Raw genomic sequence first — 26,304 nt, 5'->3', positions numbered from 1 at the left:
GCGGTTATTTCGCGGCCGCGATGGCCCGGTCGAGATCGGCGATCAGGTCCGCCGGGTCCTCCAGCCCCACCGACAGGCGGACGGTCTCCGGCGTGATGCCGCTCTCGGCGAGCTGCTCGTCGGAGAGCTGGCTGTGGGTGGTGGAGGCCGGGTGGCTGATGAGGGTGCGGGAATCGCCGACATTGGTGACGTGCAGGATGAGTTCGAGCGAGTCGATGAGCTTCGCGCCCCGCTCGCGGCCCCCCTTGAGCCCGAAGGTGAAGACGCCGCCCGCGCCCTTCGGCAGGTATTTCCGCACAAGCGGGTAATAGGGGCTGGACTTGAGGCCCGGATAGTTGACGAACGCCACGTCGGGGTGGCTTTCGAGGTGTTCGGCGATCGCGAGGGCGCTCTCGGAGATGTGCCTCATGCGCAGCGAGAGGGTCTCGATGCCCTGCATGATGAGGAAGGCGCTCAGCGGCGCGCAGCAGCCGCCGAGGTCGCGCAGCATCATGGCGCGCAGCCGGGAGAGGAAGCCCGCGTTGCCGCAGTCCTTGGCGAAGACGACCCCGTGGTAGCTGACATCCGGCTCGGTGTAGAGCGGGAAACGGGGATTGCCGTTGAAGTCGAAGGTGCCCGCGTCGGTCACGATGCCGCACATGGCGGTGCCGTGGCCGCCGAGGAACTTGGTGGCGGAGTGGACGACGTAGTCCGCGCCGTAGTCAATGGGGCGCAGCAGGTAGGGGGTGGTGAAGGTCGAGTCGACGATCATCGGGACGCCGTGCCGGTGGGCGATCGCCGCGATCGCCTCGATGTCCGCCACGTTCGCGTTGGGGTTGCCGATCGCCTCGACGAAAAACGCCTTGGTGCGGTCGGTGACGGCCGCCTCCCAGGCGCCGAGGTCGCCCGGGTCGACGAATTTCACCTTGACGCCGATCCGCCCGAGGGTGACGCCCATCATGTTGATCGCGCCGCCGTAGATGCAGATGGAGGAGACGATCTCGTCCCCCGCGCCCGCGAGGTTCAAAAAGGTGTGGACCATCGCCGCGTGCCCCGACGCGAAGGCGAGCGCGCCGATGCCGCCGTCGAGCGCGGCCACCCGGCGCTCGAGCGCGTCGACGGTGGGATTGCTCAGGCGGGTGTAGATGTTGCCCGGCTCCTTGAGCTCAAAGAGCCGCGCCGCGTGCTCGGTGCTGTCGAAGGTGTAGGCGGTCGTCTGGTAGATGGGCAGCGCCACCGAATGGGTCTCGGGGTCGGGCTGGGTGCCCGCGTGCACCATCAGCGTGTCGAAGCCGTAATTTTTATCCGCGTAATCCAGCATCTCAATTCCTCCCGTGCTGCAAAATTCCTCGAAATTTGTCTTTTCTTTTGTCGGAACTTTTGGTATACTGTGGGTAGATATTGGCTATTCTAGTAAAATGTATCGGGTTCATTTTATCACAATTTGCCACCGGGCGCAATCGGCAATCCACATTTGATCTGACGCCGCTGCTTGAATCCTGCCGCAAAGCAGCCGGCTTTTGTGATACCGCTCCGGCAGCGGGGAAACGGAAGCTGAAATGAAAAGATGGTGCGCATTCCTCCTGGCGATGACGATCGCCTGTACCATGCTGGCCACGCCGCTTTTGGCGGCTCCGAAGGACGACGGCGCCTCCGCCGGCTCGTCGGAAGCCTCATCGGGGAATTCCTCGTCGGAGCCGGACTCCTCCGGCTCTCCGGACGGCGCGTCCGGCGGCGCCGGGAGCGCCTCACCGGACGCCTCCCTCTCCCCCTACGTGCCCCCCGACGAGGAGCTCTACCAGTCGCAGGGCATCTACCTGCTCAACGTCGACTCGGGCGAGCCGGTCTACAACCGCAACGAGATGGAGCGCATCCAGCCCGCCTCGCTGACCAAGATCATGACCGCGCTCGTCGTGCTCGAGAGCGACCACGACCTCGACAACGAGACCACCGAGCTCAAGACCTATATCCAGAACTATCTCTATAATCTTCAGGCGGGCGACGGCGGCATCTACCAGGGGGTGCAGTTCACGCTGCGCGACCTGCTCTACGGCTCCCTCACCCAGTCGGTCAACGCCGCCGCGATGATGCTGGCCGACTATGTCGGCAACGGCAGCATCGAGGACTTCTGCGTGATGATGAACCAGAAGGCCAAGGAGATGGGCGCGAAAAACACCCACTTCTCCAACCCCACCGGCCTCTACATCGAGGGGGAGGAGAACTACACCACCGCCTATGACATGGCCCTCATCGCCCAGTACGCGATGCAGAACGAGGACTACATGGAGATCGCCAACACCCGGGTCTACACCGCCTACCCGACCGGCGGCCCCGAGAGCGGCATCACCTGGATCTCCACCAATAAAATGATCAACGCCGCCGACACCGACGGCTACTACTACGAGGGCCTGCGCGGCATCAAGACGGGCACCCTGCCCGAGCCGGGGCAGGGGGTCGTCAACTTTGTCTCCACGGCGACGCGGGACGGCTACACCTACCTCGCCGTCTGTCTGGGCGCGCCCTACCGCAGCCCCGACGGCGAAATCTACGCCAACAACCTCGCCTTCCGCGACACCGCGCGCCTCTACGACTGGGCGTTCGACAGCTTCCGCGTCAAGACGCTCATGAGCGTGGGCGAGGAGGTCGCGGGGGTCAACGTGCGGCTCTCGTGGGACACCGACTATATCAAGCTCTTCGCGGCGGACAAGTTCGCCACCCTCGTGCCCAAGGACGTGACCGGCAGCGACATCGAGCCGCAGGTCGAGATCTACAAGGCGATCGAGCGCCCGGTGAAGGGCCAGAAGGGCAAGACCGAGCTCTTCATTGACGCGCCCGTCGAAAAGGGGCAGGAGGTCGGCCGCGTCAAGCTGATGCTCATGGGCGAGGAGGTCGGCAGCGTGCCCCTCGTCGCGGGCGAAACGGTCGAGGCGAGCGTCGCGCTCGTCTACCTGGAAAAGGTGAAGGCCTTCTTCGGCAACTTCATCTTCAAGTTCATCCTCATCTTCGTCATCATCGTGATCGTCCTCTATATCGCCCTGATGATCGTGCGCAACCACAACAAGCGCCGCTACCAGGCCAAGCGCCGCCGCCCGCCCCAGCAGAAGCGGTAAATCGGATTTGAAACGGGATGCCTCGCGGCATCCCGTTTTTCATGCAGTAAAACGGGATTTCCGCCGCACCTTTTGATTGAAACGGCCGTGCACAAGCCGCCCGCCGGGGCGTGGAATATCCCGACATGATGAATTGGGAGGTCAAAAAAATGAAACGAAGCCATTGGGTCCCGCTTTTTGCCGTCCTCGCCGCACTCTCCCTCCTGCTGAGCGCCTGCGGCGCGTCGTCGTACCCCAAAACCGCCGCCGCGACGCCGTCCCCCGCCATGGCGGACTCCGCCGCATACGGCGGATACGCGGAGGACGCGGCCGCCGATATGGGCGGCTTCCAGATGCAGTCGCTCGCGGCGGAGGCCCCGGCCGAAGCGCCCGAACCGAGCGCGCAGGTATCCGACGAGGCGCTCGCCGGCCGCAAAATCGTCAAGCACAGCTACCTCTCCCTCGAAACGATGGAGTTCGAGCGGGCGCTCGCGCAGATTTCGGAGCTCGTCAGCGGGGCCGGCGGCTATGTGGAGAGCCAGAGCGTTGACGGCCGGAGCCTCAGCTACCGCGGCAGCTACTACGAGCGCAGCGCGTCGGTCACCGCGCGGGTGCCCGCCGAAAAGCTCGACGAGGTGGTCGCCGGCGTCGGGGGACTCTGCAATATCGTCTCCCGCAGCGAGAATATGGACGACATCACCGACAGCTACTTCGACGCGCAGGCGCGCCTCGATTCCCTGCGGCAGCAGGAGGCGTCGCTGCTCGAGATCCTCTCCAAGGCGGAGAAGCTCGAGGACGTCGTCCAGCTCCAGACCGCGCTTTCCGACGTGCGCTACCAGATCGAATCCCTCACCGCCCAACTCAAGCGGATGGATTCGCAGGTGACCTACTCCTATCTCAACATGGACCTCCGCGAGGTCGTCGAGTACCAGGAGACGGCCGCCAAGCCCAAGACCTTCGGTGAAAAGCTCTCCGCCGCCGCGACGCGCGCCGGCAACCACCTCGTCGCGTCGGTGCAGGGGCTCCTGCTCTTCGTCGTCGAGGTCGGTCCCCTGCTGATCCTCTGGGCCGTGATCATCCTCGCGATCCTGCTGGCCGTCCGCGCCATTTTGCGCGCCGCCAAAAAGCGCCGCGGGAAAAGGGCTCCCAAGCAGCCCGCAGCCCCTGCGGCGCAGGGTTCCCCCGCGCCGGAGAATGAGAAGCCGCAGGAATGACCCGTTTGAAAAATTTATGGAAACAGCGGCCCCGCGAAAGCGGGGCCGCTGTTTTTTCGGGCATCCGCTTGACTTTTATCGGGAACGCGCTATAATTCATATTAGTATGAATTTCATATTTATATGATCACGGAGGCGCTTATGGAAATTCCGAAGGGGCATCACATTTTCGGCACGGTCAAGGTGGGCGAGCGGGGCCAGATCATCATCCCGAAGGAGGCGCGAGAGCTCTTCGGCATCAAGGCCGGGGACATCCTGCTCGTCCTCGGGGACGAAAAATGGGGGATCGCCGTCACGAAGGCGGACGTCCTGCAGGCCCACGCGCAGGAGGTCTTCCAGATGATCGAGGAGGCCGGGAAGCATGAGGATTGAAGATACCACCCTCTCCTTTCTGGAGGAGGACTGCCTCCAAAGGTTCGGGAGGGCGGAGGGCGCGGCGGTATTCAGCCGGACGCAGGAGCGGTACCGGGACCTTCTGGAGGGCGCCGACGACCGCGGGAGCCCCGCCATCCGGGAACACCTCCAGAAAAAGCTCTTCCCGCCCATGGCCTACTACCTGACGCTGCTCGAGCGGGGGGTCCCGCGGGAGAAGGCGCTGGACCTGACCGGGGAGGAGACGCGCCGGGCGGCGGGCGTCAAGCGGGAGCAGATGCGGCGCCTCGCCGGGTTCCCCTTCGCCTACACCCTCTACCGCTTCGCCTGCAAATCGTTCATGAGGAAGAACTTCCCCGAGGAGGGCTGGGAAACCGAGTGGGTCCGCTGCGACGGGGAGGAACTCCACTTCAACCTCGGCAGGTGCATCTACTGGGACCTCACGCGGCTGCACGGCTGCCCGGAGCTGTGCCGGCTCTACTGCGAAAACGACCTCGTCTCCTTTTCGGGGCTGCTCCCGAAAATCCGGTTTGAGCGCGGCGGCACGCTGGGGACCGGCGCCCCCCGCTGCGATTTCCATTTCCTGAAGGGCGCGTCCCGCCCGGCTCCCCCCAAATAAGAAGAGGCCGTCCTTCCGGACGGCCTCTTCTTTGCGGTTTTGCAGAAACTTACTTGAGCTCGACGGTCGCGCCGGCATCCTCGAGTTTCTTCTTGATGTCCTCGGCGTCGGCCTTGGAAGCGCCTTCCTTGACCGGCTTGGGAGCCTCGTCGACCAGGGCCTTCGCCTCTTTGAGGCCCAGGCCGGTGATCTCCTTGACCAGCTTGATGACGCCCATCTTGGAAGCGCCGGCGTTGGTCAGGATGACGTCGAACTCGCTCTTCTCCTCAGCGGCGGGAGCAGCGGCGGCGGCGCCGCCGGCGACCATCACCGGAGCGGCGGCGGAAACGCCGAACTCTTCCTCGATCGCCTTGACCAGCTCGTTGAGCTCAAGGACGGTGAGGCCTTTGACATCTTCTACAAACTTCAGAATTTTCTCAGAAGCCATAATAAATACCTCCTATAAGTTTCATTTCAGTGGAACGTCGTAAACCGCTCATTCGGCGGCGGGAGCGGCCTCCTCGGCCGCGGGGGCGGGTTCCTCAGCCGCGGGAGCGGCCTCGGCGGGAGCGGCAGCCTCTTCGGCAGGGGCGGCTTCCTCGGCGGGAGCGGCCTCGCCGCTCTTCTCGGCGATCGCGTTGAGCGCGACGGCCAGACCGCGCAGGTTGCCCTGCAGCGCGCTGCACAGCATCGAAAGCAGTGCTTCCCTGTTCGGGAGCTTGCCGAGTTCCGCGACCTTCGCGGCGTCGATCACGCCGCCGTCAACAAAGCCGGCCTTGACAACAAACTTTCCCTTGCTGTCCTCCGCATACTTGGTCAGGATCTTGGCCGCGACGACCTGATCGCCGTCGCTCAGGGCCAGGGCGGTGGTTCCTTCAAGCACCGAATCCAGTGCGTCGTAACCGACCTCCTTTGCCGCGAAGCGGAGCAGCGTGTTCTTGACGACCGCGTACTCGACGCCGGCTTCCCTCAGTTCCTTACGGAGCTTGGTATCGTCGGCGACATTGATCCCCTTGTAGTCGACCAGCACGCCCGCGGCAGCATTTTTCAGCTTTTCCGTCAGCGCGGCGACCGCCTCTTGTTTCTGCTGGAGAATTTTCTCGCTTGGCAAATTCATTCACCTCCAACTGATTTATCAAAAAAAGCCCTTTTCGCCATACCGCGAAAAGAGCATTCAAACCCGCGCGTCACCGCGAGGGGATTACGCCTTTCCTCGGCAGGCAAGGCCGGAGCCTTTTATGTCGTAATGACACCTGCTGTCTTCGGACAGCTTTGTAAGTCTATCATATTTTTGCCAGCCTGTCAAGCCCTGATGCGCCCTTTGCCCGTTGCGGGCGGGAAATTTTTCTGGTATGATGGATGGGATGAAAAAACGCACCGGACGGAGGAGATTTTCATGGATCTGCGGGAACAGCAGCGGCGCGCCTTTGAGGAAAACCCCGGGCTGGAGGCCTTCCAGAAGCGCAAAAGGGCGCTTTTGTGGGGGATGTTCTTCCTGATGATGCTCCTCAAGGCCTTCAACCTCTTCGCCGTCTCGGGGACCGCGCTGCTGCCGCTGGTCGTCGGACTCGCGCTGGGCGCGCTGGTGCCCGGCATCGTCGCCCTGGCCCTCTACCGCGGCCCGTGGAAGCTCGCCTTCCTGCTCTACGCGCTCGCCGCCGTCTCCCTGGCGGACATCCTGAAGAACGCCCTGCCCGTGCTTTCGCTCGGCGTTCCGCTGGCACCGCTCTTCTACGTGGTGCTGGCGATTGAGAGCGTCAGCTGCGCCTACACGCTCCTGCTCGCGGTCTACCTGACCGTCCCGGCCAAAAGCCGCGAATACGCGCGGCTGACCTGCGGGCTTTACGACGCGTGGCGCGACGAGACGCGCCGCCAGAGCGGCCGCAGGCCGTGACGGACTCCCGCAAAAAAGCTCCCCGCGAAAGCGGGGAGCTTTTTATTTTCAGCAATCAGACAAAGCGGCCGGGGTTGATCTTGATGCCGGGGCCCATCGTGGAAGCGACCACGCAGGACTTGACATACTGGCCCTTGGCGGCGGCGGGCTTCGCTTTCACGATCGCGCCGAGCAGGGTGTCGAAGTTCTCCTGCAGCTTCTCCACGCCGAAGGAGACCTTGCCGATCGGGCAGTGGATGATGTTGGTCTTGTCGAGGCGGTACTCGATCTTACCGGCCTTGGCCTCCTGGACGGCCTTGCCGACGTCGGGGGTGACGGTGCCGGCCTTCGGGTTCGGCATAAGGCCGCGGGGGCCGAGGATCTTACCGAGGCGGCCGACGATGCCCATCATGTCGGGCGAGGCGATCACGACGTCGAACTCCATGAAGCCTTCCTTCTGGATGCGCTCCATCAGGTCCTCCGCGCCGACGATATCGGCGCCCGCGTCGAGCGCGGCCTGGGCCTTGTCGGCCTTGCAGAAGACGGCCACGCGGACCTTTTTGCCGGTGCCGTTGGGGAGCACGACCGCGCCGCGGACCTGCTGGTCGGCATGGCGGCTGTCGACGCCCAGACGGACATGGACCTCGACGGTCTCGTCGAATTTCGCCTTGCCGGTTTTCGTGCAGAGATCAAGCGCCTCGGCCGTGTCGTACAGCTTCTGGCTGTCGACCAGCTTTGCGCTGTCTGTATATTTCTTACCGTGTTTCATCTGAACATTTCCTCCTTAGAGTGGTCATTAACGGATTTTTCCTCCCACCCGGGAGCTTAGTCTGCGACTTCGACGCCCATGCTGCGGCAGGTGCCCGCGATCATGCTGATCGCCGTTTCGACATTCGCAGCGTTGAGGTCGGGCATTTTCAGCTCCGCGATCTTCCTGAGCTGTTCCTTGGTGATCGTGCCGACCTTGGTCTTGTTGGGCACGCCGGAACCGCTCTGCAGGTTGATCGCCTTTTTGATCAAAACGGCCGCAGGCGGCGTTTTGGTGATAAAGCTAAAGGAACGGTCGGCATACACAGTGATGACGACCGGGATAATCATACCCGCTTCGTTCTTGGTACGCTCGTTAAAATCCTTGGTGAAGGCCATGATGTTGACGCCGTGCTGGCCGAGCGCCGGGCCGACCGGCGGGGCGGGCGTTGCCTTGCCTGCCGGGATCTGCAGCTTGATATAGCCGACTATCTTCTGAGCCATTTAAAAAGCACCTCCAAAATTAGTGGTTCATTTCGGGACGCAGGAACGTCCCTCCCACAAGCCGGCTCACGCCGGCTCATATCGCCGGAATCGCACCGGCACCTCTCAAAAAAGATTAATTCAAGGGTTCGATCTGGTCGATTTCGAGTTCGACGGGCACGTCCTTGCCCATCATCGAAACGGTGACGCGCACAAGGGCGTTCTGCAGGTCGATCTCGTCGACCGTGCCGATGAAGCCCTCGAGATAACCGTCGCTCACCCGGACCGAATCGCCCACCGCAAAATTGACCTCGATGTTGCGCTGCTCGACGCCCAGCCGCTGCACCTCTTCCTCCGTCAGGGGGACGGGCTTGCTGCCCGGCCCGACGAACCCGGTGACGCCGCGGATATTGCGCACGACATACCAGCTGTCGTCGGTCATGATCATTTTCACGAGCACGTAACCCGGAAAAATTTTGCGTTCGACTTCGCGTTTTTTGTTGTCCTTGATCTCCGTGACCATTTCGGTGGGAACCTTCACCTCGCCGATCAGGTCCTGGAGCTTCCTGTTTTCCACCGCTTTTTCAATGTTCGTGGCAACCTTGTTCTCATAACCGGAATAGGTGTGCACCACATACCATCTCATATCAGAGTCCGCCATGCATCCACCTCCCGATCATTTTAACACCAGCATCCTTACCGCCGTCATCCGAGCAGGCTGGTAAAGAGATGGATCAGCAGGGTTGCGACGGTGTCGAAGCAGGCGACGACGATCGCGGAGATCACGACCATGATAACGACGATCACCGTATTGTTGATGACCTGTTTCTTGCTGGGCCAGACGATCTTTTTGACCTCGCCTTTGATATCCCTGAAAAAGCGTTTCACCCTGTCGATGAAGCCGGGTTTTTTCTGCGCTGCGCTATCTGCCATCGTTAGACCCGCCTTTCATCCTCACTTCGTTTCCCTGTGCAGGGTGTGCTTCCGGCAGAACTTGCAGTACTTGTTCATCTCAAGTCTGTCGGGATCGTTCTTCTTGTTTTTCATCTTGTTGTAGTTGCGCTGTTTGCACTCCGTGCAGGCCAGAGTAATTTTCACTCTCATTTCGGCACCTCCTGATAATACCGGATTTTTTTGCCTCCCTCGAAAAGGAAACAGGTTGTTTTTGGACAAAAAAAATAACCCTTTTAGAGGTGTACTCATCATACCACAACGGGCCTGTCCAGTCAAGCCCCGAATTCCGTTTTTTTACATGATTTCAGCCCTTTTCGGCGCGGATCTCAAGCATCAGCCGCGCCCCGAGGCAGAACCCCTCCCGGAACGCGTCCTGCTGCTCGATCGCGAAGATGTCCGCCTTCGCGGCCATCAGCGCGTCCAGCCGCTCTTTCTGGCCCGCGTCCAGCATGGCGTGAAGCGCGTCGTAACGCGCGCAGAGGCTGCTCGCCGCCTCCTGCCACCCAGGCACCTCGCGCATGTCCCGGCTCTCCAAATGAAACTCTCCCGTGTACAACGCAGTGATCATTGACATTGAAATTCCCCCTTTGGGGATATTATAACGCGGTCTTTCCAAAAACGGTTCCAGTACCCCAATTTGGGGGTGCGGCCTTGACTTTTCCCACTTTTCGCATATAATAAAAGCAGACAGGAGGCGTAACCGTTAAACGGTTATTCCGCCGGTTTCTAGTTACAGAAAAGTAACCGTCAACTTTTGGAAGGGTGGACGGTTACTTTTTTATTGCCACGATGATGAACAGCATAAGCATCGCGAAGATGATTATGTACTCCATCCGCGCACCACCTCCTCCCTGCCGGGCTGCCCGGCAGCGGAAGGCGGAAGAACCGTCCGACGAAACGCGCTCCTGTCTGTTCTTCATGGTAATGGGATATCTTTCCTTTGTCAACATATATGTGCCGGCGCCCGCGAAACGGGCGTCTCTTTTGTTCCTTTTTTTCTTAAAAAAGGAACCGAAAAAATCGCCTGAAGCAGGGCCTGCGGGCCCGGGCTCAGGGCTCCGCCCTCGAAAAGGCCCCGCGTTCCTTCCGGAACGCGGGGCCTTTTCTCACCCGCCGCCTTTTGAAAAAGGCGGGCGAAAACTTTGTTTCGCGGGCCGCGTCCCGCCCGGGCCGACGGTTCCCCGTCTTAGATAAAGCCCAGATAACCCAGGCCGAAGACCCAGAAGAAGATCGTCACGACCGAGAACATCGTGCCGAACACCACGAGGTGCCCCGCGAGGTCGTAGTCCGCGTCCATCGCGTGGGCCATGTTGAAGGAGGCCACCGCCGTCGGCGCGACAAACATGCCCATCAGCCCCACCAGCTCGACGCCGCGGAAGCCCATCCAGATCGTGATCGGCAGCATGATCGCGGGCACGATCACCAGCCGGCCCGCCACGCCCACGATGATGTTGCGCAGGTTGCCGCGCACCGCGCCGAAATTGAAGAGCCCGCCCAGCACCATGAGCGCCACCGGCGTGGAACACCGGGTGATGTCCCGCAGGGAGGTCACCACCGGGACGGGGAGCTGGATGCGCAGCGCGACCGTCAGGTAGCCGAGGATCGCCGCGACGATATAGGGGTTTTTGAGCACGCCGAGCGCGATTTTGCCCGGCTTGATCTTTCCGCCGCGGAAGATCTCCAGCTCAATGACCGTCAGCACGTTGTAGAGCGGCACCACCACCGACACGAGCAGCGAGATCGGGCCGATGTTGCCCTCCCCGAGGATCGAGGTGCCGATCGCCGTGCAGAAGAGCACCGCGTTGGTCCGGAAAAGCCCCTGAAGCAGCGCGGCGCGGCGGGGGTTTTCCTTCTCGATCACCACCGTGATGATCCACAGCGCGGTGAACAGGAGCAGCTCGCTCACCACGGCGAAAAGCAGCATCCGCCCGCTTTCGCCGATGGGGGTGCGCGCCGTGTAGATGTTATAGTAGAGAAGCGGCGCCATGAATACTTTAAAACAGACGTCGTTCATCTTGTCGAGCGTGTGCTGGTCGAACATGCCGATCCTGCGCAGCAGGCAGCCCAGCGCGAGCATCAGGAACATCGGCACGACGACGTTCAGGGCCATTTGCAGGCTTTCCACACAATCCCTCCTCCATTCTGTCAATAGTACAATCTTAGCCGTGTGCGGGCGGAAAGTCAAGAAATCCCGTGCGCCTTGTGATTTTGGATAAGCGCGCCCCCGCTTCCCGCCAAAATACCGACAGGTTACCTCATTGCGTACTATCGGCGTTTGTGCTAGAATATAGATTGAATTATTATGAATATTTCTATATCTGGATGTGAGGGGTTTTCTTTGGGCAAAAAAACAGTGGCCGTGGTTTTCGGCTCGGTCTCCAGCGAATACGAAGTCTCCCTGCGCTCGGCGGCGTCGGTGCTGCGCAACATTCCGCGCGACCGCTACGACGTGGTCATGGTCGGCATCACCAAGGACGGGCGCTGGTATGAATACGGCGGGTCGGTCGACGACCTCGAGGCGGACCGGTGGCTCGAAAACGGCCCCGTCACCCCGGCGGTCATCTCCCCCGACCGCTCCTGCGGCGGCCTGCTGCGCCAGGCCCCCGGCGGGCCGGAAAACGTCCCTGTCGACGTGATCTTCCCCGTCATGCACGGCGAGCACGCCGAGGACGGCACCATCCAGGGGCTTTTCGAGATGGCGGGCATCCCCTATGTGGGCTGCGGGGTGCTGGCCTCCTCCACCTGCATGGACAAGGACGTCACCCACATCCTGCTCGAGGCCGCTGGCATCCGCACCGCGCCCTACGCGGCGCTCGTGCGTCCGCAGCTCGCCCGGTTCGATTCCCTCGAGCCCTCCCTGCGGGAGAAGCTCGGCTACCCGATGTTCGTCAAGCCCGCCAACACCGGCTCGTCGGTCGGCGTCGGCAAGGCGAAGGACCGGGCGGGGCTGCTCGCCGCCCTGAAAGAGGCGTTCCGCTACGACCGCAAGGTGGTGGTGGAAAAGGCGATCCTGGGCGCGGAGGTCGAATGCGCCGTGCTCGGCAACTACACCGACGCGGCCGCGGCGGTCGTCGGGGAGATCGTCCCCCACCACGAATTTTACGACTACGAGGGCAAATACCTCGACGATTCCACCGACCTTTTCGTCCCCGCGCGCATCCCGAAGGAGACGAGCGAGGCGATCCGCACGGCCGCCGTGCGGGCGTTCGCTGCGATGGGCTGCACCGGGCTGGCGCGCGTCGATTTCTTCGCGGAGCGGGACGGCGGGATCATCCTCAACGAGATCAACACGCTGCCCGGCTTCACCTCGATCTCCATGTACCCCAAGCTCTTCGAGGCGGCGGGCGTCCCCTATCCCGAGCTGATCGACCGGCTCATCCGGCTCGCGCTGGAAAAATAATCGAACGAACCATTCAGCAAGAAAGAGGTGAGCGGTATGGACAACCGTGCGATCGGCGTCTTTGATTCGGGGCTGGGCGGCCTCACGACCGTCCGGGAGCTGCGCAAGCTGCTGCCGGACGAACGGATCGTCTATTTCGGCGACACCGGGCGGGTCCCCTACGGGAACCGCAGCCGTGAGACGATCCGGAAATATGCGATGCAGGACATCCGCTTCCTCAAACGGCACGAGGTCAAGCTGGTCATCGCGGCCTGCGGCACCGTCAGCTCGGCCCTCACGCCCGAGCTTTCCGCCGAGGCGGGCGTGCCCTTCTCGGGGGTCGTCGTCCCCGCCGCGCAGGCGGCCTGCGCCGCCACCGTCAACGGCCGCATCGGCGTGATCGGCACCACCGCGACGGTGCGTTCGGGCGCCTATGGGCGCGCCATCCGCACGATCAACCCCGACGCGCGCACCTTCGGCAACGCCTGCCCCCTCTTCGTGCCGCTGGTGGAAAACGGCTTTATCCAGCCGGACAACGAGATCACCGCGAAGGTCGCGGAAATCTACCTCAAGCCCATGATCGACGAGCGGGTCGACACCCTCATCCTCGGCTGCACCCACTACCCGCTCATCTACGATATCATCGACCGGGCGCTCGGCTCCCGCGTCACCCTCATCGACGCCGGCAAGCAGGTCGCGCGCTGGGCGCAGGGCTATCTCGCCCGGGAGGACCTGCTCGCCGGGCCGGGAGGCGGCGGCACCGAATTTTATGTGAGCGACTCCCCCGACGGGTTCTCCGAAATCGCCGGCCTGTTTTTGGGCGGCGACGTCAAGGGGGACGTCACGCAGATTGATCTGGATACGCTTTAGCGTACACAAAGGATGTTACGGATGAAAAAGGATGTTCTAATCGAAATCAAAGGCGTTTATAAGCAGGAGGGCGACGAGGACGAAATCGAGCTCTTTACGACCGGCTCCTATTATAAGCGCAACGGCAACTACTATATCGCCTACGACGAATCGGAGGCCACCGGCTTCGACGGCACCCACACGGTGCTCAAGGTCGAGCAGAGCGACAAGGTCACCCTGCTGCGCACCGGCACCGCCAAAAGCCAGCTCATCGTCGAGCGGGGCGTGCGCCACCAGTGCCACTACGACACCGGCTACGGCCCCATGATGATCGGCGTTTCGGGCGACCGCGTCGTCTCCGAGCTCGGCGACCACGGCGGCAGGCTCGAATTCGCCTACTCGCTCGACGTCAACACCCTGCTTGCCAGCGAAAACGCCGTCTATATCAACGTGCGCGAACAGGCGTAGCAAAGGGACCTTTCAGACCTTGAGGGCCGGCCGCCGGCCGCATGGGAGCGTTCCGAACAGGGCTCCCCCGGGCGGCGGGCCGGCAAAAAATATGAATGTACAGGATGTGTGACAGCATGACCAACCCGATCGCCGAAACCAAACAGTCGGTCGCGCAACTGCTCGACGCCGCGCTCGAAAGGGCCGTCGAGGCGGGGGCGCTGCCCGCCTCGAACGAGCTGCCCGACTTCGTCGTCGAGATCCCCGCGGACACCTCCCACGGCGACTTCGCCTCCAACATCGCGATGGCCTGCGCGCGCCCCTTCAAAAGCGCGCCCCGCAAGATCGCCGAGGCGATCTGCCAGCACCTCGACCTCTCGGGCAGCCCCTTTGACCGGACGGAGATCGCCGGCCCGGGCTTCATCAACTTCTTCCTCAAGGACGCGTGGTTCGCGGACGTGGTCGCGGCGGTGCTGCGCGAGGGGGATTCCTTCGGCCGCACCGGCTTCGGGCGCGGGAAAAAGGTCCAGGTCGAGTTCGTCTCCGCCAACCCCACCGGGCCCATGCACATGGGCAACGCGCGCGGCGGCGCGCTGGGCGACTGCCTCGCGGCCGCGCTTGACTGGGCGGGCTACGACGTGACCCGCGAGTTCTACGTCAACGACGCCGGCAACCAGATCGAAAAATTCGGGCTCTCCCTCGAGGCCCGCTACCTCCAGCTTTACCGGGGCGAGGAAGCGGTCCCCTTCCCCGAGGACGGCTACCACGGGGACGACGTCCGCGAGCGCGCGAAGGAATTCGCGGACCAAAACGGGGACAAGTACCTCGACGCGCCGGCGGAGGAGCGCCGCCGGGCGCTCGTCGACTACGCGCTGCCCAAAAACATCGAAAAGCTGAAGGCAGACCTCGAACGGTACCGCATCGTCTACGACGTGTGGTTCCACGAGAGCGAGCTGCACCACGGCGCGATCGACGAGGCGATACAAAAGCTCACCGAACGCGGCATGACCTACGAGAAGGAGGGCGCGCTCTGGTACCGCGCCACCGAAAACGGCGGCGAGAAGGACGAGGTGCTCGTGCGCGCCAACGGCTTCCCCACCTACTTCGCGGCGGACATCGCCTACCACTACAACAAGTTCGCGGTGCGCGGCTTCCAGCGTGTCATCAACGTGTGGGGCGCCGACCACCACGGTCATGTGGCCCGCCTCAAGGGCGCGATGGACGCCATCGGGCTCGACGGCTCCAAACTGGACATCGTGCTCATGCAGTTCGTGCGGCTCATGCAGGACGGCCAGCCGGTCAAGATGTCCAAGCGCACCGGCAAGGCGATCTCGCTGACCGACCTCATCGACGAGGTGCCGGTCGACGCGGCGCGCTTCCTCTTCAACCTGCGCGAGCCCAACTCGATGGTCGATTTCGACCTCGGGCTGGCGGTCGAGCAGTCGATGCAGAACCCCGTCTACTATGTGCAGTACGCGCACGCGCGCATCTGCTCGCTGCTCAAAAAGCTCGCCGAGGAGGGCGTTTCCCCACGCGCCTGCTCCCAGAAGGAGCTCTCCGCGCTGAACACCTCCGAGGAGGCCGAGCTCATCCGCGCGCTCGCGCGCTTTCCGCAGGAGATCGTCGACGCGGCCAGGAGCTACGACCCCGCGCGCCTCACCAAATACGCGGTCGACGTCGCGACGCTCTTCCACAAGTACTATACCGTCTGCCGCGTCAAGGGGGAGGCCGAGCCGCTCATGCAGGCGCGCCTCAACCTCTGCCTCGCGGCGCGGACAGTTATACGCAACGTATTAAATTTGTTGAAAATCACCTTCCCCGAAAGCATGTAGGAGGAACCGAAAGATGGAAGACAACGGCCGAAGTCGATTACGCCTGCCGCTGCTGCTCGACGGCGCGACGGGCACCGAGTTCATGAAGGCGGGGATGCCCGCCGGCGTCTGCGTCGAGCAGTGGGCGCTGGAACACCCGGAGACGGTCGCCTCCGTCGCGCGCGGCTATGCCGACGCGGGCAGCGACGTGGTCTACGCCCCCACCTTCCTGGCGAACGCGGGCAACCTGCGGATGTACGGACTGAGCGAGCAGGTGGCGGAGCTGAACGCCGCCCTCGTTCGCACCGTCCGTGAGGCGCTCGCCGGGCGCGGGACGCTCGTCGCGGGGGACATGTCCACCACCGGGCTGATGTGCGAGCCGTTCGGCGAGACGGAATTCGTCCACCTGATCGGCATCTACGCCGAACAGGCCCAGGCGCTCGCGGACGCGGGCGCCGACCTGCTGGCCATCGAGACGATGAGCTCCCTCTCCGAATGCCGCGCGGCCGTGCTTGCCGCACGGCAGACGGGGCTTCCGCTCTTTTTGACGATGACGGTCGACGCCGAGGGGCGCACGATGTGGGGGGACGACGTGCTCGCCGCGCTGGTCGTGCTTCAGGATTTGGGGCTGTCGGCCTTCGGGCTCAACTGCTCGGAGGGGCCGGACGACATGGTGCCCCTCTTTGAACGGATCGCGCCCTATGCGAAAATCCCCCTCATCGCCAAGCCCAACGCGGGCAATCCCCCGCTCTCTCCCGTGCAGTTCGCCGACAAGTGTGCCCGCCTCATGCGGCGGGGCGTTTCGATCATCGGCGGCTGCTGCGGCACCGACCCGGAATACGTCGCCGCGCTCCGCCACATGGTGGACGCCTTCGACGTCGACCGCGTGAAGGTCGCGCCCGCCGATTACGACATCCTCGCCGCCGGCCGGGAGGTCTACTACCTCGACGACGACCTCGAATACTCCGAGCCGCTCACCTGCGAGGTGGATATGGCGGATACGCTTCTGGAGGTTTCACACGACAGCTGCGACGCGGTGCTCATCCATCTTGATACCCCCGACGACGGCTACCGTTTTTCCCTCAACGCGCACATGGTCGACATGCCCGTCGCCTTTGAGTCGGAGTCGCTCGAGGCGCTCGACAGCGCCCTGCTCCACTACAACGGCAAGGCCATCGTCGTCTCCACCTCCTGCGAGATCGAAAAGGAGGACCTCGAGGAGGTCGCCGCCCGTTACGGGGCAATTGTGATGTGATTTTTCGGGGCTTCGCCCCAAGACGGTTTTGGATTTGCCGCTCAGGGAGCGGCGGAGGTTGTCGGTGGCCGGCCGACGGCTGTTTTGGATATTCCGCCCAGCGGGCGGAGGGCTTTTGTTCGCGCCCCTTCGGGGTGCTTTATAGGTGCCGCCTTCGGCGGCGGAGATTGCCGGGTCCCGCCCCGGCAGGCGGCCCCATTTCTTGTACGGACAAGAAATGGGGGAAAGAAGCCGCAGGGGGCCATGCCCCCTTGACCTCCGCGCCGCCTCCGGTTGGCCTTCGGCCAAAGTCGGCGGCGCCCTGTCACGGATGAGCGAACGAGCCTACAGCATCCCGCCAGCCGCCGCGCCGCGGGCGCAATGCCTCTGCCTGAGAGACTCCGGTACCGTACCGGACGTGCTTCCGGGGAGGCACGTCCGCTTTTGCATGGCGCGCAGCGCCCACGGGAAGGCGGAAAACTGCGCGGCTACGCCGCGCACGTGCGCAGAGCGCGCGAACGCCCGATACGGGCGTTGTTTTCCGCTGGGTGGGTCTCCCCGAGCTATCCGGCTTCGGTCGTTGGGAGCGCCCGCAACCTGAATTGAGCCTTCAGCTGGTGTACCCGTGGGGTGTGACGGTAACCTGCGGGTCATGGCAAGGTACTCCAGGGGATCCCTAAGGGGGCGGTGGAGCCCCCTTAGGCGGACTTTTGGTTCCTTTTCGTCCGTCCGAAAAGGAACCCGTGGCGCGCGGCGGAACGCGCTCGTCATTCTTGCCGCTTGGAAAGCGGCAATTCCCGTCTTAGCCCTGCCAGGCACAGCGAGGCAAATCCAAAGCGCCCCGGAGGGGCGCGAAAAAAGCCCCGCCGGGTGCAGCGCGGCAAATCCAAAACCGCCCGCCGGGGCGGAAAACCCAAAAAAGGCTCCGCCGCTCCCAGAGCGGCAGTCCCAATGAATGACAGCCCCAAATCAGTGGCAAGATAAAAAACAGAAGGAGGATGTTTCATGCTGGATTTACAGGCGTTTTTCAAGATGTCCTACGGGCTCTATGTGCTGAGCTCCGCGTTTGACGGCAAGCAAAACGGCTGCATCGTCAACACCGTCACGCAGGTGACAGCCGAACCGCCCAAGGTCGCGGTGGCGGTTTCCAAGCAGAACCTGACCACCTCGCTGATCGAGCGGTCGGGGCTCTTCAACGCCGTGGCGCTCACCGAGGAGGCCACGATGGACCTGATCGGCCGGTTCGGGTTCTGCTCGGGCAGAGAGGAGGACAAATTCGCGGGCATTCCCCACGGCGCGGATGCCAACGGGGTGTGGTATCCCACGGAAACCGCTTCCGCGATGTTCTCCTGCAAGGTGATCGACAAGCTCGACCTCGATACGCACGTGCTCTTTGTCGGCAAATCGATCGAGGCGGTCAAGCTCTCCGACGCGCCCGTCATGACCTATGACTACTACCACAAGGTCAAGAAGGGCGAGACCCCTCCCAACGCCCCCTCCTACAAAAAGCCCGCCGAAAAACACGGCTGGCGCTGCAAGGTCTGCGGCTACATCTACGAGGGCGAGGAGCTTCCGCCCGATTTCATCTGCCCCATCTGCAAGAAGGACGCGAGCTTCTTCGAGCGCATCTGAGTATTTTAAAAGGCGGCCGCTGCGCGGCCGCCTTTTTCATTTCATGAAGCAATCGGTAAAAAGTCCGTGGATTCGAGAGCGCGCGCACCCGGCTCGGCCGCCCGGATTGGGCGCCCCGCGGGCGGCGCGCTGCGTGCAAAGCGGGGCGCTCGGCAGCAGCGGGCCGTCGCCGGGGCTCATCATCGGATCAATCCCCTTTACAGGTTGATTTTTTGTCCTTCGGTACTTATAGAACCGTTCGCGGGGACGTTTGGGGACAACAAAAAGCCGGCGCTTTCGCGCCGGCTTTTATGATGCCGTTCAACCGACCTTCAGTTTTTCAGGGGTGTAGCGCTTGAGGGCCGCGTCGTTATAGGTGACGCCGGTGAGCGAGTCCGCCCACTGGGAGACCTGCTCGTCAAACGCGTCCCCGCGCAGCGCGGAGACCAGCGCCGCCCTGCGCTGGGCAAAGTCGCTCTCGTTTTCCATCACATCGTAGCGGACGAAGAGGTACATCCCGTCCTCCGACTCGGCGACGGTCGGCTCCCCGATCGGCGCGGCAAAAATCGTATCGACCACCTCCTGCGAATAGGAGGAGTTCTCCCGGTTCACAAAGGTGAAGGAGGTGCCCGCCTCCGGCTTCTCGAGGTCCTGGTTGCCCGAAAGCTCCTTGCGGGCCTCGTAGACGAGCGTCTCCATATCCTCGCCCGCCTTGGCGCGCTCGAGGTACTTGTTGATCAGCTCGGAAGCCTGCTCCTTGGCCTTGGCTTTGGCCTCGTCGGTGTCCTCGGCGGGGTTGATCGACACGGGAATGAGCAGGATTTTGGCGTAGTCGGTGGAGAACTTGGTTTTGAGCTCCTCCTCGGGCACCGGGTCGGTGCCGCCTTCGCCGTAGATCGCGTTGAAGATCATCGACTTCTTGACCATGTTCTCCTGCGCGAGGATGAACGACTCCCTGGACACGCCGTTGGCGGTGTAGGTCTCCTCCAGACGGAAGCCGGTCCAGTACTGCTCGGCGGTCTGTTCGACCGAGGCCCTGTCGAGCTCGCTCATGGCAAGGCCCATCTCGCTGAACTTCTGCTCGATCGCGATGTATTCGTCAAGGCCCTTTTTGGCCTCCTCGGCGACCTTCTGGGAGACGGTGACGCCGTCCACCTGCTCCTTGAGCGGGTCCTTGACGTCCGACGGAAGGTCGACCGTCGCGTCGGAATACGCGGTGATCAGTTCGTTGATGTAGACGCCGGCCGGAACGGTCAGGTCGCCCGCCTTGGCCGCCCATTTGGTGTCCCCGCCCATGCTGCAGGCGGCGAGGCTCGCGGTCATCAGCACGGCCAGGCCGAGCGCCGCGATTTTTTTAACAGTCGTCATTTTGAATTCCTCCTGTAAGGGGTATTGCTTGCATACCCGCTTATTATACAACGCCGCCCCCAAAAAGTCCACTAGAAATTCCACACGGTTCGGGAAACGGCTTCCATCCAGTCTTATCCTGTTCCGCGCCGCGCCGCTTATGCGGGCCGTTGCAAAAGATCACTCCCCCATGGCGGCGAGCGCCTCGCGGATGGTGTCGAGCGGTTCGGAACCCGCGGGGATCTTGACGGTGATGTAGGGCTTGCTGCCCGCGCTGACCATCACGCGGCCGCGCAGCCTGACGGCGAGCGAGCCCGCGCGGGACATATCCATGACCTCGGGATAGAGCAGTACCGCGTCCCCGCGCTGGGAGATCTCCCGGATGCCCATCTGGGAGGCGGTGTTGCGCACGAGCGCCACGTCCACCAGCCCCTTGACCGCGTCGGGCGGGTCGCCGAACCGGTCGATCAGCTCGTCGATGAGGTCCATCGCGTCCTCCTCGTTCTGGATGGCGGCGATCTTCTTGTAGATGTCGATGCGCTGGGCGAGGTTGTCGATGTAGTCCTCGGGGATGTGCGCGCCCACCCGCACGTCGACCATGCACTCCGCGGCCGTCCTGGCGGGCGCCTCGCCCTTCTGCTCGGCCACCGCCTCGGAGAGCATCTTGAGGTACATGTCGTAGCCGACCGCCTCCATGTGGCCGTGCTGCTGCGCGCCGAGGATGTTGCCCGCGCCGCGGATCTCAAGGTCGCGCATCGCGATGCGGAAGCCCGACCCGAAGGAGGTGAACTCCCGGATGGCGGACAGCCGCTTGGCGGCCACGTCGGAGAGCTCCTTGTCCCGCCGGAAGGTGAGGTAGGCGAACGCGCGCCGGGTGGAGCGCCCCACCCGCCCGCGCAGCTGGTAGAGCTGGGAGAGCCCCATGCGGTCGGCGTCCTCGATGATGAGGGTGTTGCAGTTGGGCACGTCGACGCCCGTCTCGATGATCGTCGTGCAGACGAGGATGTCGACCTCGTAGTCGAGCAGCTGCTGCCACACGCGGGAAAGCTGTTCCTCCCCCATTTTGCCGTGCGCCGTGACGATGCGCGCCTCGGGGACCATCTGCTTGATCCTATAGGCGCAGGAATCGATGCTCTCGACCCGGTTGTGCAGGTAAAACACCTGCCCGCCCCTGCGCAGCTCCCGCTCGATCGCCTGCGCGATCACGCCCCAGTCGTGCTCGACCACATAGGTCTGCACCGGATGGCGGTCCTGCGGCGCCTCCTCGATGACGCTCATGTCCCGGATGCCGCTCATCGCCATGTTGAGGGTGCGCGGGATGGGGGTGGCCGAAAGGGTCAGCACGTCGACGGTGGCGCGCATCTCCTTGAATTTCTCCTTGTGCCGCACGCCGAACCGCTGTTCCTCGTCGATGATGCAGAGGCCGAGGTCCTTGAACTGGACGTCGTTCTGAACGAGGCGGTGGGTGCCGATGATCATGTCGATCTCCCCGCGCCGCAGCTCGGAAAGGATCTGCTTCTGCTCCTTTGCCGAGCGGAAGCGGGAGAGCAGCTCCACCTTGATCGGGAAGCCCTCCATCCGGCGGGTGGTCGTCTGGTAATGCTGCCACGCGAGGATGGTCGTGGGACAGAGCAGCGCGCATTGCTTGCCGTCCATCACGCATTTGAAGGCGGCCCGGAGCGCCACCTCCGTCTTGCCGAAGCCCACGTCGCCGCAGAGCAGCCGGTCCATCGGGACGGGGTTTTCCATATCCGATTTGATCTCGTCGATGCAGCGGAGCTGGTCGTCCGTCTCCTCAAAGGCGAACCGCCGCTCAAAGTCGTTCTGCCAGTCGGTGTCGGGCGAAAACGCGTAGCCCTTGACCGCCATCCGCTTGGCATAGAGCTCTGTCAGCTCCTTGGCCATGTCCTCGACGGCCTTTTTGACCCGCTGGCGGGTCTTCTGCCACTCGACGGAATTCAGTTTATTGAGGCGCACGTTCGCGTCGTCCCGCACGCCGACGTATTTGCTGACGAGGTCGAGCTGGGTGACCGGCACGAAGAGCATGTCGGTGCCCGCGTAGCGGATTTTGATGTAGTCTTTGACAATCCCCTGCACGTCCCGCTTGACGATCCCCTCAAACACGCCGATGCCGTGGGAGACGTGCACGACGTAGTCCCCCGGCGTCAGATCGCTGATATCGCGGAGCTTTTTACCCTCCTTGGGGCGGGGCTTCCGCTTGGCGCCCTGCACGACCGCCTTGGCCTGCGAGATGACCGCGAGTTTCAGGTCGGGGTATTCCATGCCCGCCGACATGCTCGCCGCGACGACGTACACCACGCCCGGCGTGAGCCTGCCGATCTCCTCGCACTCGGCGGCGCGGATATTTTCCTTCTGCAAATCCTCCGCCAGCGTCACGGCGGCGCGGTAGGTTCCCGCGAAGACGATGACGCAGTAGCCGCGCGAAAGGTAGTTCTGCACGTCCTCCCGCAGCAGGGAGAACTCGCCGCTCCAGGAGGAGAGCTGGACGGCGTTCACGTCGATCATGTCCCGCAGCGGGATGTCCCCCACCGAACGGACGAAGGTGTCGAGCAGCACGCTGTTCGACTCCGACGCGTGCCGCTGCAAATCCACGAAGTCCTCGCCGAACCGGTCGCACCCCTTGAAGAGGACGCCCTCCTCGAGCAGGATCTTGACGTCCTCGTTCTGCTGCCAGAGCACGTTTTTGAGCGCCTCGCGGCAGTTGGCCGTGTCGCAGAGGAAGAGCGGCCGGTCGCGCAGATAGTCGAAGACGGTCGCCGGCTCGGGATAGAGCAGCGGCAGCCACCGGTCGAGGCTCTGGGGCATGATGCCGTCGGAAATCCGCGCGATCTCCCCCTCGAGCTTCTCCTTGGCGAGCTTGCCGCGGGTGCCGCGGATGTTTTTCATCGCGCCCTGCAAAAGCTTCACCAGCCGCTCAGGGCTGTCCGCCACCACCTCGGCCGCCGGGGTGATGTCCACCCGCTTGACCGTGTCAACCCTGCGCTGGGTGTCCGTCTTGAAGGTGGAGATCGTGTCGATCTCGTCCCCCCAGAATTCAACGCGGAAGGGGTCGGGCATGTGGGGCGGGAAAAAGTCGAGGATGCCGCCCCGCTGGGAGAACTGGCAGACACCGTCCACCTGGTCGCAGCGGGTGTAGCCCGCCGACACCAGAAACCGCGTCAGCTCCTCCATCTGGTATTCCCTGCCCGCCTCGAGGGTCCGGATGCGTTTTTCCAGCACCTCCGGGGGCATCGTATACTGAAGCGCGGCCTGCGCCGACGCCACCACGATCTTCAGGCTCCCCGCGTGCAGCCGCCCGAGCACCGCCAGCCGCGCGTGCTCGTATTCCCGCGAGACCCCCTGCACCTCCTGAAAGGTCCATTCGCGCGAGGGGAAAAGAGCAGCCGTCCCCTCCCCCGCCATGATGTTGATGTCCTCGACCAGCCGGGTAGCCGCCGCCTCATCGGACACGACGGCCAGCCCGCCGGTCTCCAGCAGACCGGCGAGCGAAACGATCATATGCGCCTTGTGCACGTTCGAGAGCCCCGTGACGAGCACCGGGGTCGCCCGATTTTTCACCGCGCTTTTGACCCGCTCAAAAGCGGGCAGGCCGGTCAGCAGGTGTTCAAACCCTTTCATTCTGGTGAATTCCTTTCTCTATTTTGCCGCTCTGCGGGCGGCGGGGGATCTTCTTGGGTTTGCCGCCCAGTGGACGGCGGGGCTTGTCGGCTGCCCGCCGACAGGGGGCTTTCTTAGGTTTGCCGCGCTGCGCCCGGCGAGGCTTGCCGGGCCCCGCCCCGGCGGCGGTTTGAGATTTGCCGCGCTGCGCCCGGCGAGGCTTGCCGGGCCCCGCCCCGGCGGCGGTTTGAGATTTGCCGCGCTGCGCCCGGCGGGGCGTAGACGGGAATTGCCGCTTTCCAAGCGGCAAGAATCACGAGCGCGTTCCACCGCGCACCACGGGTTCCTTTTCGGACGGACGAAAAGGAACCAAAAGTCCGCCTTGGGCGGCCTGCCCGGGCTGCGCCCGGAGCGCGCTACGCGCGACGGCCGCTCGCGGGCGCTCCGCCCCGCGACCCCGGCTTGAGTCCGCTTCGCGGACCCGGCCCTATGGGCCGGAACTCTAAGCGGTATCTCCGGGAGTACCTTGCCAGTACCCGCAGGTTACCGCCGCTCCCCACGGGTACACCAGCTGAAGGCTCAATTCAGGTTGCGGGCGCACCCAACGACCGAAGCCGGATAGCTCGGGAAAACCCACCCGGCGGAAAACAACGCCCGTTCCGGGCGTTCGCGCGCTCTGCGCGCGTGCGCGGCGAAGCCGCGCAGTTTTCCGCCTCCCCGTGGGCGCTGTGCGCCACGCAAAAGCGACCGTGCCTCCCCGGGCGCACTTCCGGTACGGTACCGGGGACTCGCCGGCAGAGGCATTGCGCCCGCGGCGCGGCGGCGGGCGGGATGCTGTATACTCGTCCGCTCATCCGTGACAGGGCGCCGCCGACTTTGGCCACAGGCCAACCGGAGGCGGCGCTGGGGGGCAAGGGGGCATAGCCCCCTGCGGCTTCTTTCCCCCATTTCTTGTCCGCACAAGAAATGGGGCCGCCTGCCGGGGCGGGACCCGGCAACTCCGCCGCTCAATGAGCGGCAAACCAAAAAGCCTAAGAGTTGTAGCGGTTCATCGCAAGCTCAATCTTGCCGTCGACGATGAGCATGGCGGCGCGGGCGGCGGTATCGAACACCTTGTCGAGCGTTTCCGCCTGATCGGCGGGGAACTTGCCGAGCACCCACGCGGCCAGGTCGTAATCGGGGCGGGGCTTTTTGCCCACGCCGATCTTGACGCGGGGGAAAGTGTCCTTCCCGGTCAGATAGATGATGCTTTTGATGCCGTTGTGGCCGCCGTCGCTGCCCTGCCGCCGGATGCGCAGGCGGCCCACGTCGAGGCTTACGTCGTCGAAGAGGACGAGCACCTGCTCGATGGGGATCTTGTGGAACTGCATCGCGTCGCGCACCGCCTCGCCCGAGTTGTTCATGAAGGTGGAGGGCTTCATCAGCAGCACCCGGTGCTCCCCGATCATCGCGTCGCCGCAGAGGGATTTGAATTTGAGTCGGTCGATTTTGGCCCCCAGCTTTTCGGCGAGGGCGTCGACGGCCAGGAAGCCCGCGTTGTGACGGGTGTTTTCATAGTCGCGGCCGGGGTTCCCCAGGCCGACGACGAGATACTCCACCGGGCCGCGCGGCAGGGCGGAGAGGGTTTTTGTCTGGCGTTTCAAAAACATGGAACCGCTCCTTCTTCCCGCAGACGGGAAAAGGACGGGATATCGTCGGATACCCCGTCTCTGGATTGTGAATTTCGCGCCGGCGTCAGACGAAGAGGGGGGACACCGGCTTGTCCTCGTAGATGCGTTCGATCGCCTCCGCGAAGACGGGCGCGACCGACAGCATGGTGATTTTGTCGAGCATCTTTTCAGGCGGGATGGGGATGGTGTCAAGCAGGACGAGCTCCTTGATGCAGCTCTGTTCAATCCGCTCGAGCGCGGGCCCGGAGAGTACCCCGTGGGTGGCGCAGGCGTACACCTCGCTGGCGCCGCCCTTTTCGAGGATCGCCTGCGCGCCGTTGCAGAGGGTGCCCGCGGTGTCGATCATGTCGTCGACGATGATCGCCTTTTTGCCGCGCACATCGCCGATGATGTTCATGACCTCCGAGACGTTGGCGCGCTGGCGGCGTTTGTCCACGATGGCCAGCGACACGTCGAGCCGCTCGGCGAACTTGCGCGCGCGGCCGACCGAGCCGAGGTCGGGGGAGACGACGACGATCTCCTCGCGCGGCTCCCCCGAAAAGCGGGAGCCGAAATAGGGGGCGAGCAGCGGCACGCCCTGGAGATGGTCGACGGGGATATCGAAGAAGCCCTGGATCTGGGAGGCGTGCAGGTCCATCGTAAGCACCCGGTCGGCGCCCGCGACGGAGATGAGGTTGGCGCACAGCTTGGCGGAAATCGGCTCGCGCGCCTTGACCTTGCGGTCCTGGCGCGCGTAGCCGTAGTAGGGGACGACCGCCGTGATCCGCCCGGCCGACGCGCGCTTGAAGGCGTCGATCATGATGAGCAGCTCCATCAGGTTGTCGTTGACCGGCCGGCAGGTCGACTGCACGACGAACACGTCGGAGCCGCGCACCGACTCGCCGATGTTCACCGAGATCTCCCCGTCGGAAAAGTGCCTGACCTCGCTCTTGCCGAGCGGCAGCCCGAGGTTGCGGGCGATCTGCGCCGCCACCTTGGGAGTCGCGTTTGCAGCGAAAATTTTGATGTCCTTCCCGTGAAGATTCATGC

General features: G+C 63.5%; 25 protein-coding genes, 1 pseudogene and 1 other annotated feature. Of the genes and pseudogenes, 11 read left to right on the top strand and 15 right to left on the bottom strand.

The window, feature by feature from the left end; genetic code table 11:
• Positions 1-4 precede the first annotated feature (4 nt).
• A complete protein-coding gene (locus tag C1A13_RS02710) occupies positions 5-1,300 on the bottom strand; it encodes an O-acetylhomoserine aminocarboxypropyltransferase/cysteine synthase family protein (protein WP_101548838.1) in 1,296 nt (431 codons plus the stop codon).
• A gap of 238 nt (positions 1,301-1,538) precedes the next feature.
• Between C1A13_RS02710 and C1A13_RS02705 the strand changes: the two genes are divergently transcribed.
• The 4 genes from C1A13_RS02705 (at position 1,539) to C1A13_RS02690 (ending at position 5,273) form a co-directional block, all read left to right on the top strand.
• Positions 1,539-3,089 (top strand): D-alanyl-D-alanine carboxypeptidase family protein, encoded by a 1,551-nt coding sequence (locus tag C1A13_RS02705; RefSeq protein ID WP_101548836.1) that lies wholly within the window; start codon positions 1,539-1,541, stop codon positions 3,087-3,089.
• Between the two features lie 149 nt (positions 3,090-3,238).
• The gene (locus tag C1A13_RS02700; RefSeq protein ID WP_172439137.1) at positions 3,239-4,282 is read left to right on the top strand and encodes a DUF4349 domain-containing protein; all 1,044 of its coding nucleotides are present in this window, start codon (positions 3,239-3,241) and stop codon (positions 4,280-4,282) included.
• Positions 4,283-4,423: 141 nt separating this feature from the next.
• A complete protein-coding gene (locus tag C1A13_RS02695; protein ID WP_101548832.1) occupies positions 4,424-4,654 on the top strand; it encodes an AbrB/MazE/SpoVT family DNA-binding domain-containing protein in 231 nt (76 codons plus the stop codon).
• Entirely contained in the window at positions 4,644-5,273 is a 630-nt protein-coding gene (locus tag C1A13_RS02690) for an L-2-amino-thiazoline-4-carboxylic acid hydrolase (protein WP_101548830.1), read from the top strand. Before C1A13_RS02695 ends, C1A13_RS02690 begins: the two co-directional genes overlap by 11 nt.
• Positions 5,274-5,322: 49 nt before the next feature.
• Here C1A13_RS02690 and rplL read toward each other — a convergent pair whose 3' ends face one another.
• Positions 5,323-5,700: a 50S ribosomal protein L7/L12 gene (rplL, locus tag C1A13_RS02685; protein ID WP_101548828.1), complete on the bottom strand. Its 378-nt coding sequence runs from the start codon at positions 5,698-5,700 to the stop codon at positions 5,323-5,325.
• A 159-nt stretch (positions 5,701-5,859) separates the two neighbouring features.
• Positions 5,860-6,363 (bottom strand): annotated as a pseudogene (gene rplJ / locus C1A13_RS02680) (50S ribosomal protein L10); the annotation flags it as partial.
• Positions 6,364-6,381: 18 nt separating this feature from the next.
• Positions 6,382-6,536 (bottom strand) — a sequence feature (ribosomal protein L10 leader region).
• 112 nt (positions 6,537-6,648) lie between these two features.
• Between rplJ and C1A13_RS02675 the strand changes: the two are divergent.
• Positions 6,649-7,146, top strand: a complete 498-nt coding sequence (locus C1A13_RS02675; protein ID WP_101548824.1) for a hypothetical protein — start codon at positions 6,649-6,651, stop codon at positions 7,144-7,146.
• A gap of 55 nt (positions 7,147-7,201) precedes the next feature.
• On the opposite strand, the gene rplA is transcribed toward C1A13_RS02675, so the two are convergent.
• From rplA to C1A13_RS02635, 8 genes are all read right to left on the bottom strand, one after another.
• Positions 7,202-7,894 (bottom strand): 50S ribosomal protein L1, encoded by a 693-nt coding sequence (gene rplA / locus C1A13_RS02670; RefSeq protein ID WP_101548822.1) that lies wholly within the window; start codon positions 7,892-7,894, stop codon positions 7,202-7,204.
• Positions 7,895-7,950: 56 nt separating this feature from the next.
• Positions 7,951-8,376 (bottom strand): 50S ribosomal protein L11, encoded by a 426-nt coding sequence (rplK, locus tag C1A13_RS02665; RefSeq protein ID WP_101548820.1) that lies wholly within the window; start codon positions 8,374-8,376, stop codon positions 7,951-7,953.
• A 115-nt stretch (positions 8,377-8,491) separates the two neighbouring features.
• On the bottom strand, positions 8,492-9,016 hold the full coding sequence (gene nusG / locus C1A13_RS02660) for a transcription termination/antitermination protein NusG (RefSeq protein ID WP_101548818.1): 525 nt from the start codon (positions 9,014-9,016) through the stop codon (positions 8,492-8,494).
• A gap of 44 nt (positions 9,017-9,060) precedes the next feature.
• Positions 9,061-9,288 carry a preprotein translocase subunit SecE gene (gene secE, locus C1A13_RS02655; RefSeq protein ID WP_101548816.1) on the bottom strand — a complete coding sequence of 76 codons (228 nt, stop codon included), beginning with the start codon at positions 9,286-9,288 and terminating at the stop codon, positions 9,061-9,063.
• 21 nt (positions 9,289-9,309) lie between these two features.
• Entirely contained in the window at positions 9,310-9,459 is a 150-nt protein-coding gene (gene rpmG, locus C1A13_RS02650; protein ID WP_006876590.1) for a 50S ribosomal protein L33, read from the bottom strand.
• A gap of 154 nt (positions 9,460-9,613) precedes the next feature.
• Entirely contained in the window at positions 9,614-9,883 is a 270-nt protein-coding gene (locus tag C1A13_RS02645) for a DUF6809 family protein (RefSeq protein WP_146021670.1), read from the bottom strand.
• Positions 9,884-10,079: 196 nt separating this feature from the next.
• On the bottom strand, positions 10,080-10,229 hold the full coding sequence (locus C1A13_RS14800; protein WP_172439136.1) for a hypothetical protein: 150 nt from the start codon (positions 10,227-10,229) through the stop codon (positions 10,080-10,082).
• A 266-nt stretch (positions 10,230-10,495) separates the two neighbouring features.
• A complete protein-coding gene (locus tag C1A13_RS02635; RefSeq protein WP_101548810.1) occupies positions 10,496-11,434 on the bottom strand; it encodes an AEC family transporter in 939 nt (312 codons plus the stop codon).
• 213 nt (positions 11,435-11,647) lie between these two features.
• Here C1A13_RS02635 and C1A13_RS02630 point away from each other — a divergent pair, with 213 nt between their 5' ends.
• The 6 genes from C1A13_RS02630 to C1A13_RS02605 all read left to right on the top strand — a co-directional run bounded on the left by C1A13_RS02630 (position 11,648) and on the right by C1A13_RS02605 (position 18,661).
• Positions 11,648-12,709, top strand: a complete 1,062-nt coding sequence (locus C1A13_RS02630) for a D-alanine--D-alanine ligase family protein (protein WP_101548808.1) — start codon at positions 11,648-11,650, stop codon at positions 12,707-12,709.
• A 36-nt stretch (positions 12,710-12,745) separates the two neighbouring features.
• The gene (murI, locus tag C1A13_RS02625) at positions 12,746-13,558 is read left to right on the top strand and encodes a glutamate racemase (RefSeq protein ID WP_101548803.1); all 813 of its coding nucleotides are present in this window, start codon (positions 12,746-12,748) and stop codon (positions 13,556-13,558) included.
• Between the two features lie 21 nt (positions 13,559-13,579).
• Positions 13,580-14,005: a DUF1934 domain-containing protein gene (locus tag C1A13_RS02620; RefSeq protein ID WP_242970803.1), complete on the top strand. Its 426-nt coding sequence runs from the start codon at positions 13,580-13,582 to the stop codon at positions 14,003-14,005.
• A gap of 116 nt (positions 14,006-14,121) precedes the next feature.
• Positions 14,122-15,816, top strand: a complete 1,695-nt coding sequence (gene argS / locus C1A13_RS02615; RefSeq protein WP_101548799.1) for an arginine--tRNA ligase — start codon at positions 14,122-14,124, stop codon at positions 15,814-15,816.
• 13 nt (positions 15,817-15,829) lie between these two features.
• Positions 15,830-17,050, top strand: coding sequence for a homocysteine S-methyltransferase family protein (locus tag C1A13_RS02610; protein ID WP_101548797.1), 1,221 nt, complete (start codon positions 15,830-15,832; stop codon positions 17,048-17,050).
• Between the two features lie 984 nt (positions 17,051-18,034).
• Positions 18,035-18,661 (top strand): flavin reductase, encoded by a 627-nt coding sequence (locus C1A13_RS02605; RefSeq protein WP_242970802.1) that lies wholly within the window; start codon positions 18,035-18,037, stop codon positions 18,659-18,661.
• 300 nt (positions 18,662-18,961) lie between these two features.
• Here the strand turns inward: C1A13_RS02605 and C1A13_RS02600 are convergent, their stop codons facing one another.
• The 4 genes from C1A13_RS02600 to C1A13_RS02585 all read right to left on the bottom strand — a co-directional run bounded on the left by C1A13_RS02600 (position 18,962) and on the right by C1A13_RS02585 (position 26,302).
• A complete protein-coding gene (locus C1A13_RS02600; protein WP_101548795.1) occupies positions 18,962-20,008 on the bottom strand; it encodes a hypothetical protein in 1,047 nt (348 codons plus the stop codon).
• Between the two features lie 159 nt (positions 20,009-20,167).
• Positions 20,168-23,626 carry a transcription-repair coupling factor gene (gene mfd / locus C1A13_RS02595; RefSeq protein ID WP_101548793.1) on the bottom strand — a complete coding sequence of 1,153 codons (3,459 nt, stop codon included), beginning with the start codon at positions 23,624-23,626 and terminating at the stop codon, positions 20,168-20,170.
• A gap of 1,010 nt (positions 23,627-24,636) precedes the next feature.
• Complete coding sequence (gene pth, locus C1A13_RS02590; RefSeq protein ID WP_101548791.1) at positions 24,637-25,254, bottom strand: aminoacyl-tRNA hydrolase; 618 nt, start codon at positions 25,252-25,254, stop codon at positions 24,637-24,639.
• Positions 25,255-25,339: 85 nt separating this feature from the next.
• Positions 25,340-26,302 carry a ribose-phosphate diphosphokinase gene (locus tag C1A13_RS02585; RefSeq protein ID WP_101548789.1) on the bottom strand — a complete coding sequence of 321 codons (963 nt, stop codon included), beginning with the start codon at positions 26,300-26,302 and terminating at the stop codon, positions 25,340-25,342.
• Positions 26,303-26,304: the final 2 nt, after the last annotated feature.

The organism is Anaerotruncus massiliensis (ex Togo et al. 2026) (assembly GCF_900199635.1).
GTDB classification, from domain to species: domain Bacteria; phylum Bacillota; class Clostridia; order Oscillospirales; family Ruminococcaceae; genus Anaerotruncus; species Anaerotruncus massiliensis.
This window is presented reverse-complemented; position numbering and strand designations above follow the sequence as displayed.

Excerpts from the sequence above, each read along its gene's own strand:
- C1A13_RS02710 (WP_101548838.1), bottom strand. The coding sequence starts at position 1,300 with ATGCTGGATTACGCGGATAAAAATTACGGCTTCGACACGCTGATGGTG.
- C1A13_RS02705 (WP_101548836.1), top strand. The coding sequence starts at position 1,539 with ATGAAAAGATGGTGCGCATTCCTCCTGGCGATGACGATCGCCTGTACC.
- C1A13_RS02700 (WP_172439137.1), top strand. The coding sequence starts at position 3,239 with ATGAAACGAAGCCATTGGGTCCCGCTTTTTGCCGTCCTCGCCGCACTC.
- C1A13_RS02695 (WP_101548832.1), top strand. The coding sequence starts at position 4,424 with ATGGAAATTCCGAAGGGGCATCACATTTTCGGCACGGTCAAGGTGGGC.
- C1A13_RS02690 (WP_101548830.1), top strand. The coding sequence starts at position 4,644 with ATGAGGATTGAAGATACCACCCTCTCCTTTCTGGAGGAGGACTGCCTC.
- rplL (WP_101548828.1), bottom strand. The coding sequence starts at position 5,700 with ATGGCTTCTGAGAAAATTCTGAAGTTTGTAGAAGATGTCAAAGGCCTC.
- C1A13_RS02675 (WP_101548824.1), top strand. The coding sequence starts at position 6,649 with ATGGATCTGCGGGAACAGCAGCGGCGCGCCTTTGAGGAAAACCCCGGG.
- rplA (WP_101548822.1), bottom strand. The coding sequence starts at position 7,894 with ATGAAACACGGTAAGAAATATACAGACAGCGCAAAGCTGGTCGACAGC.
- rplK (WP_101548820.1), bottom strand. The coding sequence starts at position 8,376 with ATGGCTCAGAAGATAGTCGGCTATATCAAGCTGCAGATCCCGGCAGGC.
- nusG (WP_101548818.1), bottom strand. The coding sequence starts at position 9,016 with ATGGCGGACTCTGATATGAGATGGTATGTGGTGCACACCTATTCCGGT.
- secE (WP_101548816.1), bottom strand. The coding sequence starts at position 9,288 with ATGGCAGATAGCGCAGCGCAGAAAAAACCCGGCTTCATCGACAGGGTG.
- rpmG (WP_006876590.1), bottom strand. The coding sequence starts at position 9,459 with ATGAGAGTGAAAATTACTCTGGCCTGCACGGAGTGCAAACAGCGCAAC.
- C1A13_RS02645 (WP_146021670.1), bottom strand. The coding sequence starts at position 9,883 with ATGTCAATGATCACTGCGTTGTACACGGGAGAGTTTCATTTGGAGAGC.
- C1A13_RS14800 (WP_172439136.1), bottom strand. The coding sequence starts at position 10,229 with ATGAAGAACAGACAGGAGCGCGTTTCGTCGGACGGTTCTTCCGCCTTC.
- murI (WP_101548803.1), top strand. The coding sequence starts at position 12,746 with ATGGACAACCGTGCGATCGGCGTCTTTGATTCGGGGCTGGGCGGCCTC.
- C1A13_RS02620 (WP_242970803.1), top strand. The coding sequence starts at position 13,580 with ATGAAAAAGGATGTTCTAATCGAAATCAAAGGCGTTTATAAGCAGGAG.
- argS (WP_101548799.1), top strand. The coding sequence starts at position 14,122 with ATGACCAACCCGATCGCCGAAACCAAACAGTCGGTCGCGCAACTGCTC.
- C1A13_RS02610 (WP_101548797.1), top strand. The coding sequence starts at position 15,830 with ATGGAAGACAACGGCCGAAGTCGATTACGCCTGCCGCTGCTGCTCGAC.
- C1A13_RS02605 (WP_242970802.1), top strand. The coding sequence starts at position 18,035 with ATGCTGGATTTACAGGCGTTTTTCAAGATGTCCTACGGGCTCTATGTG.
- C1A13_RS02600 (WP_101548795.1), bottom strand. The coding sequence starts at position 20,008 with ATGACGACTGTTAAAAAAATCGCGGCGCTCGGCCTGGCCGTGCTGATG.
- mfd (WP_101548793.1), bottom strand. The coding sequence starts at position 23,626 with ATGAAAGGGTTTGAACACCTGCTGACCGGCCTGCCCGCTTTTGAGCGG.
- pth (WP_101548791.1), bottom strand. The coding sequence starts at position 25,254 with ATGTTTTTGAAACGCCAGACAAAAACCCTCTCCGCCCTGCCGCGCGGC.
- C1A13_RS02585 (WP_101548789.1), bottom strand. The coding sequence starts at position 26,302 with ATGAATCTTCACGGGAAGGACATCAAAATTTTCGCTGCAAACGCGACT.